Origin of the sequence: Vibrio sp. YT-16 (assembly GCF_033337405.1) — a bacterium.
Classification (GTDB): domain Bacteria; phylum Pseudomonadota; class Gammaproteobacteria; order Enterobacterales; family Vibrionaceae; genus Vibrio; species Vibrio alginolyticus.
The window spans coordinates 294,777-311,530 of the sequence record NZ_JAWOQQ010000002.1 but is presented as its reverse complement, the minus strand read 5'-3'; the positions used below and the strand labels follow the sequence as shown (position 1 = coordinate 311,530).

Here is a 16,754-nt window from a genome sequence, read left to right as displayed (position 1 = left end):
ATAAAGTGCCGAAACATAAGCATCAGAAAAGTCTTTAGAGTGATTTTGACTAATCGCATAAGGAGACGATATACGGCTTTGCTCTAACACAATGTCTTTAAAGTCATCATCACTGAAGGATGGGGACATCAATATCCCCCAGTCATTAGCAACCCCAACACGATCTTCCCAAAATGGTGAGCGGCGACCTGCGACAAACGTACAAAAATCATTCGGATCAGGGTAAGTTTCCGTCACAATATTTTCAGCTAAAGATTGGTTCGGGGTGTAAGAGTCTTGAGTTTCGCTGAGCACTAACCTGCATTCTTTTAGAGCGAGACCATTAACAGATGCTTTTCCGCTAGAGTCCAGCACTCCACTCACAATGACAGCACCTGAAGGTTCGACTAAAGAAAATTTTGCATTAGAGTAAGGGAGCCCATTTGGATATTTGCATTCTATATCCAGCGTATACGTCCCTTCCTGCTCTTCAGTCACAGAAACCGATGGGTTTTGTGCGCCACCCAAACACATAGTGTTAGCTTTGTTCATGGTCATTTGATCGGACAGGCGACATACGCCCTTGCCTTCAAACTTGACTGTTGGTGAGGCTGAAATGAATTTTGCTTCGGCTTCTATCGTGCCTGAGGAAACGCCTTTTCTGTCACCGCCCGCATCGCCGGTACTTTTTGAGAACGTACTGCCCTTGATAGCGACACTGTTACCGCCATCCATAGAGACTGTCGTAGTCCCACCAGCAAGGTCTGCTGATTTAGCATTGTTGCCATAAGGGATAGGGACGACTGGCTTGCCGACCTTAGTTAAACAAACATCTGGGAGCGTTGCATTCGCTTCACCACCTGAGCCTTTATGAACTATCGAAAGTCCATTCGCACCAACTGTTACGCCCATAACCAATCCATTTGAATTTTATTGATTGAATGATAAAAGAGATCGCAAACTGCAATCTCTCTAAATAACTAGTGAATTTCACTAAAAGACCAGTGATATTCACAATAAACCCTAAAACTGGCAGAAGATCTCATTTTAGATCTCTGGTTATCTATACATTTCAAGCAGTTGCTGAAATTTTAAGTCTATGACGATGTAGGTTGCCGCATACATAAGCGCAAACGTCATCGCACTAAGACTTAAGATCAGCTTGGGTGAAATTACCCTTTTTAACGGCTTCTTTAGATATTTAGCTTTAAGGTTGATTAAAGAAACTTTTTCTTGTTCTGCTAGGCGGTCATCTCGCACTAATCGATAAATGGTGCTGCCAATTTCCGCTAGCTTTTCGTTGCCACGCTCTTCACGGCCGTACTTGCCTTGGAAACCAAGTTGAAGCAATAAATAGAGAAACTCTATAACGTGACGGTATTTGCGAGGGTCGGCTTTTAAGCGGTCGAGAATAACGAAAAACTTGTCACCACCAGATGTCTCGTTGTGGAATTCAGACAGTAAGCTGTTCTGGCTCCAGTGACTATTTGCCCCCCACTCTTGTCGACAAACAGATTCATCAATCGCCGCACACAAGCAGTAACGAATAACAAGAACCGAAGCACGATCGAGCTCCATTTCATTAAGTTTTCGTTCACCTTTTCGAATCTCACGTGCCACTTGTTCACGAAATGGCATCGGGTCATCAAGCCAAGGGATCGAAGACATACAAGACAGACTGGCGATCAACCATGAGAACTGGTCCACTAGCGGGTTAATACCCATGTTGTCGATAGATAGATCTTGTACTGCGATGTTTCTCGACAAGTCAGGTGCTGGCATTACCTCCATTGGTTTGCCAGGCTCTGGTTGGAATAAGACTACGGTGACGTCGGTTTCTGCGTAACTCATAGACGAACGGCCCAAAGTTGCAATGATAAGTTAGCGAAATCGCCCGCAACGTGAATCGCAATCGCAGCAGTGTTCTTCAACGCCATCCACTCTTCGCCCGTTTTATCGAGCTCGAAATAGGTGTAGCCAGCATGATACGGCAGCGCGCGTGGCACAACTGGCATTGGTTTGATCTCAATCCCAGGCAGTTGAAGGTTAATCAAGTCACGTATGTTATCGATAGAACCGATCTTCGTTTGGCTGACAAACTGGGTATGCAGAACATCCAAGGTCACGTCGGCTTTAACTGCGAGGATAAAGGTTGTCGTATCAATGATCTTATTGTCAGGGATTGCTGCCGTTCTGATGCCATAGTTCTGATCTTTTAAGGTCAGTGGAATTGCTCTTTGCTCAGACATCACGCTCAATGTCATTTTCGCACTGTCTAGGACGCGAGAAAGACAGCTAGTAAGATCACCATGATTGTACTTAGTAAACTCAATAGGTCGGCGTGTCGTTGAACACAGCGTCGAAAGCTCACCTTCTGCCTGAAGAAGAATTCGATACAAAGACTCAGGATGCACAGCTTCTGTGCTTGCGAAATGCCAAAACAAGGGTTCGTATCGGTTGAGCGCTTGCAATAGCATAAAGTCAGAAACCGATGATACGCCTTGTTGATCCACCACCCCTAATCGCTGAACTATCGATTCCGCGCGATGCTTCAACATAGAAGCAAACTCGGTCGCAAATTTACTCAGTACTGTCGACGCATGAATATCGATACAGGTAGGAATGAAACTATCATCTAAGATCACGCTGCCATCAGGCTTCACTTCTGAGATCTTTAAGATCGGAATAGACGTGTAAGCACTCTTATCTTCATGATCGTACATTAAGCAAAAGTTAAGCTTACCGACGACGATATTTGCCATGTCTTCCGAATCATAACAAGCGTCAACCGCTTCTTGAGATTCCATCGTATAGCGCGCACCGTCTTTTTTGGTACCAAACAACTCAGAACGTTCCGATGGTAACGGACAGCACAAATAAACGACTTTATCGGCAATCGAAGGATCTACATCTTTCACTTCAGGCAGCTCGGCAAGCAACGGAAGCTCAAATGGTGTCCGGTCTTGTAAAATACCTTCAGCACGAGTAATACCGATTTTACCCAGTGCTAGTAACTGAGAGTTGATTTCTAAACGTTTAATTCCCCAATGCAAAGGCGACGCATTGGCGCTCAGCATGCTCGAAAGTTTACTTTGTGAACGATCGAGTTGTTGAAAATGCTGCGGCTTCATGAACATTCCATCTTGCCAAACAACTGGATTGTATAAAGACATGTTTCTATCCCTTAAAAGTAAACCTGTTCAATGCCGCGAGTGTTATCAGAAATTAACTCACTGCCCTCTAACTTGAGCTTGATGTAGTACTCGCTCTTCTCTTCAATAACTTCCACTTTTCGCCATGACGAACCATCAATATCACGAAAAGCCACTGAAAAACCGACGGCACGAGTGTCAGGGTCTAGCGTTAGCATTTCATGAACTTTTCCACCTGGCTGTATTTGATATTCGTAACGTTTGATGTACTCATCACCCAACGACGCTTTATCGCTCTCAAACAAGGCAAAGAAATCTAAGCTTCGGAACAATACTGGCGAACTTAATTCGTGAAGACGGAGAATAACTGGAGATGACTGGCCCCCATTTCTCACATTGAGTACAGGTGATGCCTCAATAACCAATTCAATCGACGAAGTTTCTGGTGTGATACCCGTGGACTCTTTAAATTGATCCCACATGGAACAACCGGACAACATGGCAAATCCGAGTAATACGGCGATACTACGCATGGTTTCCCTTAATCACTTTGTTATAGTTTTTCTTAATCAGCCCTTTTAAGGATGTTTCATTAAGCAGGCGACGATTATTAGTGTAGAAATCTAGGTATTCGGCCCACAGCTTTGACTTAGTTGAGAACAAAGACTGGCTAGCGACCCTGTTAGCAAATGCTACGGGATCGTTCGTTTCAGACTGTTCTAAAACGAGCTCATTCAGTGCTTTGTTAAACATAACTTGGTGATCGTTCAGCTCATCGAGCATTTGTTCAACCAGTTCATTTGGAGCCAGTAATTGCTGACTATTCAAAGTGAGCATTAGCTCTGCGATGTTCGAGTTAGCCTCACTCGCACTCTGCTCATCCTTTAACGATTCCACTTCGTGCAACTCTTTCTGTAGGTTATCAATACATAAACGCAAGCAAGTGCCCATTTGCTTGAATAACTGCGCCTCGTTTGTCATCAACTCTGGATTTCGAATACCCAAACCATCAAAAAACGCTTGCGCTATATCTTGAGAGCAAACGGCCGCATCAGTATCGACTTGTGCTTTCGTCGTGGTGTTTATCGCATGCTGTGCCGTAGGTATTTGAAGTTGCTGATTAGTGTTAGGAGAAGGCGTAAAAGATTGGGTCATCTCTTCCCATTTTGACCCTGTATTAGCCTGCTCTACGACCATCTCAGTTACATTAGGCGTACGATGTTGTCTTTGAATCGCGCTATCTGGGGCTACTGTGCCAGGTTGCATCACCTCAGCTGAGGCAATATCGGCTCTATGTGGCTTACCGCTTTCTGGCGCTAATGCGTCATTGACTGATGCGTTACTCTTGGTTTCCGCAGCCATCCAGTCTTCAGGGATTAGGCTTGGTTGATCAAATTCGGAATATATACTGAAACTGTCATCGACCACCTGACGCGTGCTTTCCACGGTTCTAGGTTGTTCAGATTCTGTACGCTCATTATCACGAATTAAGTAATCGTCATCTCGCTGCATCGAAAAGTTAAGGTGAGCAACAGGATCATGACAATCAATGTCATCCTGTTTAGTCTCCATAAACAAATCTTCTAAGGCACCGACTTTTTCTTCCTCTTCGACAACCGCATCTCCTAGACTAACCAGAGGATCGCTAGATACTCGCTCAGGAGCAATATCAGCGGCGATGTCTAGTGTTGAGGTAACGTGCTCAAGAGAAACACCAATCTCATATTGCCCTAAAGAAATGATGTCGCCATCAACTATCGCAACGGGTTGATTTTTTAGTATTTTATTCCCATTTACCATTGTGCCGTTAGTTGATACGTCACTTATATAGTAGGTATCTCCATACACGCTGAGCAAACAATGAGTGCCCGATATAAAGCGGTTGTGATCGGCTAAAGACACGCTACAGCTTGGGGAACGACCTATCGAACCACCACTTTCAGGCATTTCAATATGCTTTGCACCGGTGTATTCCTCTGGACACTTTGAGATAAATAAAACTAGCTGATTTGAGTACATTTACGAACCTCAAAAGAGCAAAGAAACTGATAGTTCAAGCCCACCAATTCCATCATTTACAACCGGAAGGATATAAGAGGCCTGCGGGATAATTTGTATATGGGCGTCAGGATTACTGCCTAACTTTATAGCAGTACCAAGGGTCATAACCGCACCTAACTCAAACTGGTCGATGTCTTCAACACTCTCATAACGATAGCCCTCTTGGTCTACTTGCCAGCGATTAGAATATTGCGAGTAACCGACAGACAAGCCCGCACCAACGTATGGCGTGAAAACACTCCAAGAAGTCAACGCATATTGAGGAACAACACGAAGTTCATAGTTCGTCGCTTCTTGATATAAGCCGTTTGCTGGCGCTTCAATATCTTCTGCTAGATAGTTTAGCCCTAACCACCAACGCCAACGGTTATTGTTTTCATCAATAGGACGAGTATGAACCAAGCCGAACCTAAGCGTATCCTGCTCACCACTTTTACCTTCATCGTATTTAATGCTATCGATAGTCAACATACTGGTAGAGAGTCCATATCGCTCCCCTTTTGCCATTGCAACAGAAGAAAATAGACACATGGCTGAAATCAGCCCAATTTGACTTGGTTTTAGCATTTCGTCCCTCTAGGAAAACCGATATTCTACTTAGAGGCGAAAGATATCAATTATATTCTCTTTTTCAATAAGCCTAAAAAAACACCTATAATTTAATACATTTCAACTATCAGGTTGGTTGTTTTACCTACAAACAAAAACTAAAGAACCGACTACAGATTAAGTGACGAGACAGTAAATCTTTCTATTTAAATAGAAGTAACAGAATTTGATTGCTAATTGAACAAAACGTAATCTCCGATAACAATTTAGTTACTTTTTAATCAACGTTCTTATCTTCATATATAAGTTTCTTCTTATAAATAGACTTAACTATTGATATTAATATTATGAACAAAGATCACACTAAAAGTAATTTAATTTCTTTTAATGAATTTTTATTATCTAATCCGCTTATTTTGTCTATAGAATTGCGGCAGATGTGCACTGCTTATAATTTAATATAACAGTAGTGAAATCCTATATAACTTAATACTTCTATATGATCAGTTGGAACTTTCCTTATGTTTTTTACCGACTTCGCTCGAAGACCAATCGATGAAAATAACCCAAGCGGCTCTAATCCTAATGGTTCTGAGGATTTTGACGAAATTAAACGTCAAATAAACAACCTGAATAAAGTCACAGGGAGAGTCTCGTGGAAAACGGTTCAAACACTCTCAAAAAAGATCTTGAGTACCCAAGCGAAAGACCTACGTTGTTGCTGTTACTTTACCGTTGCGTCAACCTATAACGACGGCTTAAGAGGCCTTGTTGAAGGGTTAAACTCAATACTTGATGTGTGTGTCGTATATTGGTTCAACGCGTATCCAGAGCATTCAAAGCCAAAGGCACGAATGAGCGCTATTGAATGGATGGTAGAGCATACTGAAAAACGAATTAATAAGCATCGGGCGTTACCAGAAGAGCTTCCATTGATAGAGGCAGCACATCAATTATGCTTGAGGATTGAGGAAGAGCTTCGTCTTCATTACGGTATTGAAGCGCCGTCATTAGGTCGCATTCGCCGTATTTTGAATCAATGGATTGAGCAGATAAAAGAACAACAAATTGCGGCTGAGTTACGCGAGAAAAAACAAGCCAACACTAGCGCTCCTGCAGCAACGCAGAAGGCACCTGAAATTAAAGTGAATGTGTCTCCCTCTCCCGCACCGGTGTCATCACCCAACCTAAATAGCCAAGAGAAAGCATCACCGGCAAAGTCTGGTCGATTTATGATCTACTTCGTTATTGGTTTGATTGTTACTGCGATATGTTCACATTTCATGTACGAGCAACAACGTTATCGAACATTGGAGCAAAAAATTAATCAAGCTTCACTTAATGAACTTGTAAATTTGGTCGCCTCGTTAGATTACGAAAATAAAAAATATGCTCAGTCATTGAAAACGCAGGCCATTAATCGTGTCGATATTATGATGAATAACTGGTTTTTGGACTCGGCAAAAGTAAGTAACGTCAGCGAGCTCGATAGCTTGACCAATGAATTAATCGCGATCTATCCGGATTCGTCTTCTGCACAGCAGCTACGTCAAAACTTTTTGACACAGAGCGCCCATTTAGAAGACCAGTTTATGGATGTTTATAAGCGATTCTCAGACGCAAGAACGGTGTTTGCCAACGTAGCTAGACAGAATGTAGATAAGAACTCTGAAAAGGCGTACGAATACAGTAACTCGTTATTCCCGCTTTTAGGTCGTATTGAATACGCTGAAAAGTATTCACAGCAAAAGGAAATTGACCGCGCAACCCTTTTACTGAACATCTACCTATATAAATTGAGTCAGCTACAAGCTGAAAAAACTGACAATAAATAACAATACAATTAAAGAAGTTTTAGGCTTATGTTCAAACAAAAACTGTTTAGAAATCCAGTGGTGATTTCTACCATATTAATGTTTTTAGTGGCTGCAATTATCACCACTATTTATCTGCTTTTTCTTGACGAAATCGATCAACTTTATCTTTGGCTGACCCTTGGTGCTATCGCCATTGTTTACGTCATTTTTCAATTCACATTATGGTTGAAGAAAAAGAACAACGCTAAAGCTCAACATTTGGAAACCGAGGAAGAAGCACTTTCTATGGTTATCCAGCCTCTTCTTGCTAACTCAGGCAAGAAACCAATTTACCTGATGCTTGGTAATAAAGGGTCAGGGCGACGTCAATTTTTATTTAATTCTAGTGCAATCAAACCGATGGATCGCACTAGAACCGCTAAGAATGACTTTTTTGAATGGTACGAATCTGACAGCGCTGTATACATCAAACCAGACCAACGCTTAGTGTTCCAGGAAGTATCAAGCAGTGATGCTTCTTTATGGAATACGTTCATTGAAGAAGTTATTCATCATCGACCTCGAAAGCCATTTTCAGGCTGTCTATTCTTCACCGATTTCGAGTTCATGATCGTCTCTGAGCCAGAGCAAAAAGAGTACACCATTTCGTCTTTATTGGCGCGCTTGAGTACCATCAACTCTAAAACGTCTTCAGCATTGCCAATCTATTTGATTATGTCAAAGCTAGACAAGTTAGATGGCTTTAAAGAATACATGCACTTTAGCTCTCTCAAGACACGTGTTGAGTTCCTCTCTATCCCACTAAAAGAAGCCAAAGGTGTGTTTGCAGAGTACTACCGCGATAGCTATCGAAATCTAGTGAGAGTGCTTGAAAGTAATGCGCTAGATGCATCCGCTAATTCAACGGACATTGATGAGAAACAAGCAATACTCGCTTTTCCTAAGCAGTTTGAGCTATGTCAGTCTGAGGTCAGCTATGTGCTTGAGCGTCTATGTGATGTTAACAACGGTGTCTATTCACTAGACATCCGTGAGATTTTCTTTAGTTCGAGTCTGCAAGGCGGTCGCAAGTACAATTTACTTGCAAAAAGTTGTAGTAATTACTTCAACTTACCTATTATCGCGTCAGAGCATACACAGTTAACAGAAACGCCTTATTTCTCTCGCTTTCTGATTGATTCACAAATATTGCCGGAAAGCGACTTTGCGGGCGAAAACAAGACGTATCTTCGTCTAATTCAGAGACAAAGCCGTTTGGCAATACTCGGCTCTATTATCCTGCTTACTGGGGGCAGTTACTTCTTTTTCACGACATTAGACAGTAACTTACATGTGATGAATCAACTCTTGAGTATCGATGACAAATCACAAGTGGAGCAAGATGCAAGATTCGATGAGCTTTTAGCGAAGGCGACGAAAGCAATAGAGCCTTCTTATGGGGCGTGGCTTAAAGGTTCTAAGGCTTTGGATGAAGAGATATTACCACTTAACATTAGCCGTTTGGATCAAAGCACTCGCATCGCTTACGAAGCATTACTTAAGGACGTTGCTCAACAGTTGATACCTCTCATTGAGAAAGGTTACCGTCTACAACTGACACAAAATCAAAACACTTTTACACGCGCTTTACCTCTATTGAAGGGGTATCTAATGCTAAACGATCCAACAAAGCGTGATATCCGTTTTTTGCGTCATCAAACTCTCCAAATGATGAACGATTTAAGCAACCAAAGTGACGTCGTCAATCAGGCGATGCGCTATTTGGACGCTTACTTTCGCACACAGTTTGATCCAATTGATATCAATATGGATCTTGTTCGCGCAACACGTCGCTCATTGCTAGCAAATTCGAATGTTGATCTCGTTTATGCAGGCATTTTAAACGAAGCAAATTCGATTGATTTAGGAACCCTAGATATGCAACGAGCTGTGGGTTTTGAGTTTAGCAATATATTCAACACACCAATCGATAGTGAACGCTTGATCGTAGATAAGATCTATACCTCCACTGGTTTTAGCACTTTTTATCGACCACGCGTGGACCTAATGTCACAACAAGTCATCAGTGACAACTGGGTTTTAGGTCTGTCACAACACGTTATTCCTACTAGTGAAGAACAAGAAGCCTTCAAAGAGGAAGTACGTAAAAAATACACTGATGACTACATCAGTAATTGGCGCAATGCGCTGAGTGAACTAAAAGTCCAGAACTATGACAATGTCGGCGACCTAACGAACGCGATAGACTTAATCTCGGGCCCTTCTTCACCAATGACAACCGTACTGAAGCAGGTCTATGCCAACACACAATTTTCACCCGTTGGTGAAAAAAATGCTCTGATTTCAAAGCTAGACCCGAAACTCGTGGCAGCGGCAGACTCCGCATCAGACGCAGTAGAGGAAGTAGTTAAGCCTGATTACTTGTTGATGAAACGTGTTGAACAAGCTTTTCACTTATTAAACCAACTTCAGGTCAGTGAAACACCAAACTCCCCTACTCCTTGGGATGAGACCGTAGCAGCGTTAAGCCGTGTTCGCACGTATATGAAAGACATTGCTGATGCACCTGACCCGCAAATGGCGGCGCTAGCGGCAGCTCAGCATCGAATGAACAGCAGTGAAGCTGACCCATTAATAAAACTTAAACAGATTGCCCAAAAATCACCGGAACCCGTTCGTAGCTGGTTGTTAGATGTGGTTCAACAAAGCTGGTCAGTCATGATTAAAGAGTCCGCTAAAGGCATTCAAACCCAATGGTACAGCGAGATTTACACCAAGTTTAAAGAGATAGGGCTAGGACGATACCCATTTGATCTAACAGCGATCGAGGAAATCTCAATTGAAGATTTTGAATTACTGTTTGCTTCAGGTGGCTTGTTAGACACATTTATTCAGAAAAATTTTGCACCGTTCTACGATACCAATTTGTGGACGCCAAAACAGGTGGATGGCGAGACGATGCCAATCTCTCCGGCTCTGTTAGTGCAACTGCGTAACTATAACGTTATTCGAGACACATTAATTAATAAAAGCACTAACCGCGTTCATATTCCGTTTAGTGCAAGAGTACTCGATCTTGATTCTAGTGCGATTAGAGCGAGCTTAAAAATTGCAGATACCAATATAAGTTACTACCACGGTCCAAGCCGCATTCGTGAAATGGCATGGCCACCGCAAAATGGTGACTTCAATATTAGTATCACACTCCAGGATGTAACCGATGAAGGCAGACAGCACGTTTTAAATAAGAGTGGTCAATGGGCGATATACAGATTGCTAGGTGACTCGACCTTGACAAACACTCATAACGGCAGCTTTGTCAGTGACATAAAAGTGTCAGGGAGGGACTTGAGCTTACGCATCACTCCGTTGACACAGAAAAACCCATTCACTCTTGCTGAGCTGTATAACTTTACGCTCCCTGAGTCGATTTAATAACAATATAAAAACAAAATAGGCAGAACACATGATTTCAAACATGACTTTACAAGGTTTAGATAAATTAGATCGAAAAATACTTTCAAGTCTATTGTCGAATGGGCGAGAGTCGATTGCGAATCTATCCCGAAACATTGGTTTGTCTCGAACAGCAGTAGCAGAAAGAATTAATCGTTTAGAAAAGACCGGTATTATCAAAGGCTATACCGCACAGATTCGTGTAGAAAATGAAGGGCGAAAAGCCGCTAGTTATCTACTGATCTCTTGTGAAAAGGGTAAGAAGAATGATGTAACGAATGCACTTAAAGAAATCCCTGAGGTTCGCTTAACGAGCGTTGTTGGTGGCAACTTTGATATTATTGCCCTAATTGAAGCGCCCGACCTGCAGTCTATTCATCATCTTTGTAATGAAATTGAATCATTTAACGGCATTCAAAGGCTTGATACTACCGTTGTACTGCATCAGCCGATCAGTCGTTAAGCTTTTCTGACCTCTTTGAGGAAAACATAAAGGGCCGCTCGTTGAGCGGCTTTCTTATATGCTTCCGATAAGTCGAATTTTGGCGTCTTTATCACCAGGGTTTCCTAGCCAGAACGTTTGACCTAGTTGGTTCCCTTCTCCATTACCCAGTTTGTTTTCTGGAATACTGTCTAGGTTAACTGTCAACTTTAGGTCCCACGACATTGGGTCACGCAGAATAAAGCGCATCAAGCCCACTAGCGTCTTATGTAACTCACCATCGTAGGAAAACTGCTTAAACGTTTCAAAATCAATGTTGTCGATACACAAGTTAAACTTGCCGTTCAAATCCGCAATGCTTTGTCCCAAGTGTAAGCTTTGCCCCAATATACAATTGGAACGATTGAGTTTGTTACGCTGGCTTTCAGCGATTTCTACGCGTCTATAAACCCATTCTTCGATTCGCACATTCGGCAGTGAAAAGTAGTGCGAAACAATACCGGAAATAAGCTTAGGTGAACGTGTACGCGTAGATAACTGGTTCACGTAAGACAGAACTTTCGCTCGATCTAACTCCGCGACTTCACAATCTTGCATAACACTAGAGAGACCAGCCAAATGCAGTATGCGCCCAGAAAACGCATCGCTTGCCCCGCTTTTGTACTGCACGTGATATCGGTATTTCTTCCAAACACGATACAGTAAGCTTGTATAGCGGTTGTGGAAAAAGTCGAAGAAATCCTTCACTGGGTTATCATCGGGATCACGACCGACGAGTTTCTCAGTGTAAGACGCAGGTAGGGGCGAGCTTGAACCATGCAAGCCAAGAAAGTTCGTCTCAATACGTGAATATTGCTGTCCGTTTCTTTCCATATGAGTAATAAAATCCATATCACTCTTTGGAAAGCACAAGTTTGGCGACACGCTGAACTCAATTCGTTCTTGGTGGAAGTATTTGTTCTCGCCCACGGCAACAAAGTTTGAGTTTGGCTCCAGCTGGTAGTGTTTCTCTAACAGCAACACCGCTTGGTAGAAACTAAACTCATTCGACTTATCAGAAAGTGTGTTAATCATAGTATCGTCTGCTGCCCGATTAGGCTTGCCCAGTTGTAAACCTCGCCCGTCGCTTCATCGAACACCTCTAGTTCGGTAAAGGAGTTCACACTCGAATACAAACGGATAAATTCATTCAATACCGTGGCCATAAGGAACATATCGCCTTCATTTACGAAGAACTTAGAGTCCGTCACGAGCTTGAATTGGTTACCACGCACAGATACACCACGAAATACGCGATCGATTGGTTTCATCTCTGACGAAATAATGCCATCAAGTCGATGAATCGACGCGCGGTGGGCTTGTCTATCGACTCGAGAGTGGAAGTCGTAAGTCGAGAGCAACACTTTCAACACATCGATATTGGCCAAAGACAAGTAGTTGAGCGACATGTTGGCAATCAACTGCCATTGAAGTTCACCATTAACCTGAGGACTTACTGACTGTGTTGGCTTAGTAATGTTTTTAAACGTCGCATACGTTGGCGATTTGTGCGTCGCGTAAGTGATGTCTCCTACTGACAGGCGCTCCGCTAAGTCCGCGTTACTGCATTGCAGTTTCATCAATACTGTTTCAGTCCCTAAATCCGCAATGTCGCCATTGTGAGTATGGAATGAGATATAGCGCTCTAACCCTCTTCCGCTTACTCGCTCGCCCACTTTGGATTTGTAGAACTCTCGCTTATCACGCTGGTTGATTTGGTGCTCAAACGATTCAAATTCAATCAGTGGTTTTCGGCGACGCTCGTCTTTACTCCAGCTCTCCACTTGCTCAATGGAATAAACCTCGTAATGCTCTTGAGTGTTACTTTGTGGACGCACCTTGTACTCGTTTCGTCGATGCTCTAAACGGATTGGATCGCCGTCTTTTTCAAACAAGTTAACGGCAGGTGTGCAGTGCAACCTTAAGTGTTTATCTTTAAGCACCACCTCTGAAGGCAAAGCACGCTTAAAGTGGAATTTGATTTTGACCGTACTGCGCTGTGGAATGCCTTTTAGCCACTCTAAGCCTTTAATGTCGAAGAACATGAACTTATCTGGCAAAGAGAAGAATTCTTGCAGCAAACGGTAGCCTGCAAAGGAATTTTTGCTGTAAGGCAACAGCGCCTCGTCCTCTTCATGCCCGACTGGCTTAACGTATTCTGGCCCTAAACGATGTTTGTAGCCGCCACCAACATCCAACTCGACGTGATCTAGATAGCGGAACAGCCATAAGAAGACAGTGCGAGTAATATGAATCTCACCATGCAGGTGCAATCGCAGCGTGTCTAAACCTATCCGAGACAGCTCAAGGCCATGCTCCGTCGATAACGTCACATCAATCATCGAGCTGGTGCGGCTGTTAGTTTGTTCGATGTTAGTAATCGTAATTGGGTATAGATTGACGTCATAACAAGTACGGAACAAACACTGCGTGCCTTCTACCTGCTCGCTGGCCATTTCCGCACCACGTTTCACCACGGTTTTCTCAGTAACACTTCCGGTATGCGGTTTTAGTTCGCTAATACACAAAGACGGAATCGAACGCATGTAATGTGGCCACAGCAAAGTCATCAGAGATTGCGTTAGCTCAGGAAGTTCATCGTCAATCTTTTCGCGGATGCGTCCGGTCAAAAAAGCAAAACCTTCCAGCAGTCGTTCGACATCTGGATCAAAAGTTCCTTCAGAGAGAAAGTGAGTTAACTTCGGATGATATTTGGCAAACTCACTACCCGACTCGCGTAAATACGTGAGTTCATCTTGAAAGTATTTACTGTTACTCAAGTGGCACCTACTAAACGTTAAATTGGCCGTCGGTTCCCATGTAGACATCGATCGACATTGGGACTTTACCGCCGTTATGGGAAACTTCGCCGCGAATACCAAAGCCGAGTTGTAATGGATTATGGTGGTCTTCACGGTAATGAACCTCGACATTAAACAGTCGGGGCTCAAAGCGTTCTATGGTTGACGTGATGTTTTTTTGAATATGGCGAACGAGGTTCGTGTTGTTAGAAAGTACGTCGTTAAAATCTGGCAGACCATACTCATTGTCGATCATTGCGTTGCCGGAATGCGTATTCAACAAGTCAGCGAGATGCGAGTGAATGGATTCAATCAAATGCTTATGAGACACCACTTTCTCGTAGCAGTTTTTTGGTTCTCCTAGCTCGATCCGCTCTAAAAGACGGTAACCTTTTTCCATATGCGATCCTACGAAAAAAGCAGCCAGTCTTCACTGGCTGCTTGATGGTTTCAGTAATGGGTTATTGGTCTAGCTTACCAACTAGAGACAAGTCGAAGCTTGCGCCCATGTACTTGAAGTGAGGACGTACAGACATCGATACTTTGTACCAGCCTGGATCGCCTTCTACGTCTGATACTTCAACCTTCGCAGCGCGAAGTGGGCGGCGACCACGAACTTCCGCTGGCGGGTTCTCTTGGTCAGAAACGTATTGACGAATCCACTTGTTCAATTCGATTTCTAGGTCAGAACGCTCTTTCCAAGAACCAATTTGCTCACGCTGTAGCACTTTTATGTAGTGCGCTAAACGGTTGATAATGAACATGTAAGGAAGCTGAGTACCTAGCTTGTAGTTCATCTCGGCTTGTTTGCCTTCAGGCGTGTTCGCAAACACTTTTGGTTTTTGAACAGAGTTTGCAGAGAAGAACGCCGCGTTGTCAGAACCTTTACGCATGGTTAGCGCAATGAAACCTTCTTCTGCTAGCTCATACTCACGACGGTCAGAAACCAGGATCTCGGTTGGGATCTTAGTCTCGATTTGACCCATAGCTTCAAAGTTGTAAACCGGTAGATCTTGTACAGTACCACCGCTTTGAGGGCCAATAATGTTCGGACACCAACGGTACTTAGCAAATGATTCACTGATCTTAGACGCCATCGCGTACGCTGAGTTACCCCATAGGTAGTTATCATGGCTGTCTGTCACTTGCTCATCGTAGTCAAACGCCTTAATTGGGTTGTCTTCAACAGAGTAAGGCGTACGTAGCATAAAGCGAGATGTACATAGACCTAGGTAACGTGCATCTTCGTGCTCACGCAGACCACGCCATTTCGCGTACTGTGGACCTTCAAATACAGACTTCAGATCTTTTAGGTTTGGCAGCTCTTCGTAGCTGTCTAGGCCAAAGAATTTAGCCGATGCAGACGTGATGAATGGTGCGTGAGACATTGCACCTACGTTAGCCATGTATTCCATCAATTTGATGTCAGGCGACGAAGCTGACATAGCGTAATCACAAATGACGGCGCCAACAGGTTTACCACCGAACTGCCCGTATTCACGTGTGTAGATTTGCTTGTACAGGCCAGACTTCACCACCTCTGGCGCGTCTTCGAAGTCATCAAGAACTTCGTCTTTCTTCGCAGAGATCAGTTCGATTTGAATGTTCTCGCGGAAGTCAGTGTGATCAACCAGGTACTTAAGGCCACGCCACGTTGATTCAATCGCTTGAACTTCTTCGTTGTGAAGAATTGCATCAACTTGCTTAGACAATTTTTGGTCGATTTCAGAGATCATCAGATCAACCAGAGATTGGTCGACTTTCTCTGTGTTCGAACTGCTTAGTAGCTCACTGATGAATGCTTCTACGCCGCGTTTTGCAACGTCAAAACCTTCATCACTTGGCTTTAAACGTGTTTCGTTAAGAATGCTATCCAGAAGTGAGCCTGATTCAACTAAGGCTGCTTCTTGTTCTGGCGCTTGTGCTTCTGCAGACATGATATCCCTTACTCTTCTTTCGCGTCTTGGTCGTTGCCAATGCTTAGTTCATCCAACAGTTTCTTTCTCGCTTCTTCATCTTGAAGAACCGATGCGATCTTCTTACGGAACGCAGGCACGTTTCCTAGAGGACCTTTAAGTGCAACCAAGGCTTCGCGAAGCTCAAGTAGGCTGTTTAGTTCAGGCACACTTTTCGCGATCGCTTCAGGAGAGAAGTCCTTCATGTTTTGGAAGGTCAGATCAACACCAATCTGGCCGCCTTCTTCATCAGAAAGACGGTTTTCAACGTTGACTTTAACGTTTGGAGACATGCCCTCTAGCACTTCGTTAAAGTTGTCTTTGTCGATGTTAATTGGAGTACGTTCTTCAATTGGTGTCTCATCTGCACGCGCAGTAAAGTCGCCAACTACCATCATGCTTAGCGGCAGCTCTACGTCTTCTTGCGTATCGCCAGTTGCTGGAACATAACGGATATTAATTCGCTCTTTAGGAGCCACCGAGCCGTCACGTGACATAATTCG

At 43.4% G+C, this 16,754-nt stretch carries 13 protein-coding genes and 1 pseudogene; 3 read left to right on the top strand and 11 right to left on the bottom strand.

The window, feature by feature from the left end; all coding sequences use genetic code 11:
- Positions 1 to 443: 443 nt before the first annotated feature.
- The 6 genes and pseudogenes from R7F07_RS25605 to R7F07_RS04665 all read right to left on the bottom strand — a co-directional run.
- Positions 444 to 891 (bottom strand): annotated as a pseudogene (locus tag R7F07_RS25605) (DUF4150 domain-containing protein); the annotation flags it as partial.
- 147 nt (positions 892 to 1,038) lie between these two features.
- A complete protein-coding gene (icmH, locus tag R7F07_RS04685; RefSeq protein WP_005373354.1) occupies positions 1,039 to 1,830 on the bottom strand; it encodes a type IVB secretion system protein IcmH/DotU in 792 nt (263 codons plus the stop codon).
- On the bottom strand, positions 1,827 to 3,152 hold the full coding sequence (gene tssK, locus R7F07_RS04680) for a type VI secretion system baseplate subunit TssK (RefSeq protein ID WP_154204268.1): 1,326 nt from the start codon (positions 3,150 to 3,152) through the stop codon (positions 1,827 to 1,829). The genes icmH and tssK overlap by 4 nt, the downstream gene beginning before the upstream one ends.
- Positions 3,153 to 3,163: 11 nt before the next feature.
- Positions 3,164 to 3,664 (bottom strand): type VI secretion system lipoprotein TssJ, encoded by a 501-nt coding sequence (gene tssJ, locus R7F07_RS04675; RefSeq protein WP_005386118.1) that lies wholly within the window; start codon positions 3,662 to 3,664, stop codon positions 3,164 to 3,166.
- Positions 3,657 to 5,150 (bottom strand): type VI secretion system-associated FHA domain protein, encoded by a 1,494-nt coding sequence (locus tag R7F07_RS04670; protein WP_171343149.1) that lies wholly within the window; start codon positions 5,148 to 5,150, stop codon positions 3,657 to 3,659. The genes tssJ and R7F07_RS04670 overlap by 8 nt, the downstream gene beginning before the upstream one ends.
- Before the next feature lie 9 nt (positions 5,151 to 5,159).
- Entirely contained in the window at positions 5,160 to 5,759 is a 600-nt protein-coding gene (locus tag R7F07_RS04665; RefSeq protein WP_054574680.1) for a hypothetical protein, read from the bottom strand.
- 503 nt (positions 5,760 to 6,262) lie between these two features.
- On the opposite strand from R7F07_RS04665, the gene R7F07_RS04660 reads away from it, so the two are divergent.
- From R7F07_RS04660 to R7F07_RS04650, 3 genes are read left to right on the top strand one after another with little or no spacing between them, the layout of a single operon-like run.
- Positions 6,263 to 7,576, top strand: coding sequence for a type VI secretion system ImpA family N-terminal domain-containing protein (locus R7F07_RS04660; protein ID WP_005373363.1), 1,314 nt, complete (start codon positions 6,263 to 6,265; stop codon positions 7,574 to 7,576).
- Between the two features lie 27 nt (positions 7,577 to 7,603).
- On the top strand, positions 7,604 to 10,993 hold the full coding sequence (gene tssM / locus R7F07_RS04655; protein ID WP_171343148.1) for a type VI secretion system membrane subunit TssM: 3,390 nt from the start codon (positions 7,604 to 7,606) through the stop codon (positions 10,991 to 10,993).
- 31 nt (positions 10,994 to 11,024) lie between these two features.
- Positions 11,025 to 11,477: an Lrp/AsnC family transcriptional regulator gene (locus R7F07_RS04650; RefSeq protein ID WP_005373369.1), complete on the top strand. Its 453-nt coding sequence runs from the start codon at positions 11,025 to 11,027 to the stop codon at positions 11,475 to 11,477.
- A gap of 54 nt (positions 11,478 to 11,531) precedes the next feature.
- On the opposite strand, the gene tssG is transcribed toward R7F07_RS04650, so the two are convergent.
- From tssG to tssB, 5 genes are all read right to left on the bottom strand, one after another.
- A complete protein-coding gene (tssG, locus tag R7F07_RS04645; protein WP_017820372.1) occupies positions 11,532 to 12,530 on the bottom strand; it encodes a type VI secretion system baseplate subunit TssG in 999 nt (332 codons plus the stop codon).
- On the bottom strand, positions 12,527 to 14,275 hold the full coding sequence (gene tssF / locus R7F07_RS04640; RefSeq protein WP_017820373.1) for a type VI secretion system baseplate subunit TssF: 1,749 nt from the start codon (positions 14,273 to 14,275) through the stop codon (positions 12,527 to 12,529). The genes tssG and tssF overlap by 4 nt, the downstream gene beginning before the upstream one ends.
- 10 nt (positions 14,276 to 14,285) lie before the next feature.
- On the bottom strand, positions 14,286 to 14,696 hold the full coding sequence (gene tssE / locus R7F07_RS04635) for a type VI secretion system baseplate subunit TssE (RefSeq protein ID WP_033906409.1): 411 nt from the start codon (positions 14,694 to 14,696) through the stop codon (positions 14,286 to 14,288).
- 61 nt (positions 14,697 to 14,757) lie between these two features.
- Complete coding sequence (gene tssC, locus R7F07_RS04630) at positions 14,758 to 16,233, bottom strand: type VI secretion system contractile sheath large subunit (protein WP_005373378.1); 1,476 nt, start codon at positions 16,231 to 16,233, stop codon at positions 14,758 to 14,760.
- A gap of 8 nt (positions 16,234 to 16,241) precedes the next feature.
- The gene (tssB, locus tag R7F07_RS04625; RefSeq protein WP_005373381.1) at positions 16,242 to 16,748 is read right to left on the bottom strand and encodes a type VI secretion system contractile sheath small subunit; all 507 of its coding nucleotides are present in this window, start codon (positions 16,746 to 16,748) and stop codon (positions 16,242 to 16,244) included.
- Between the last annotated feature and the right edge of the window lie 6 nt (positions 16,749 to 16,754).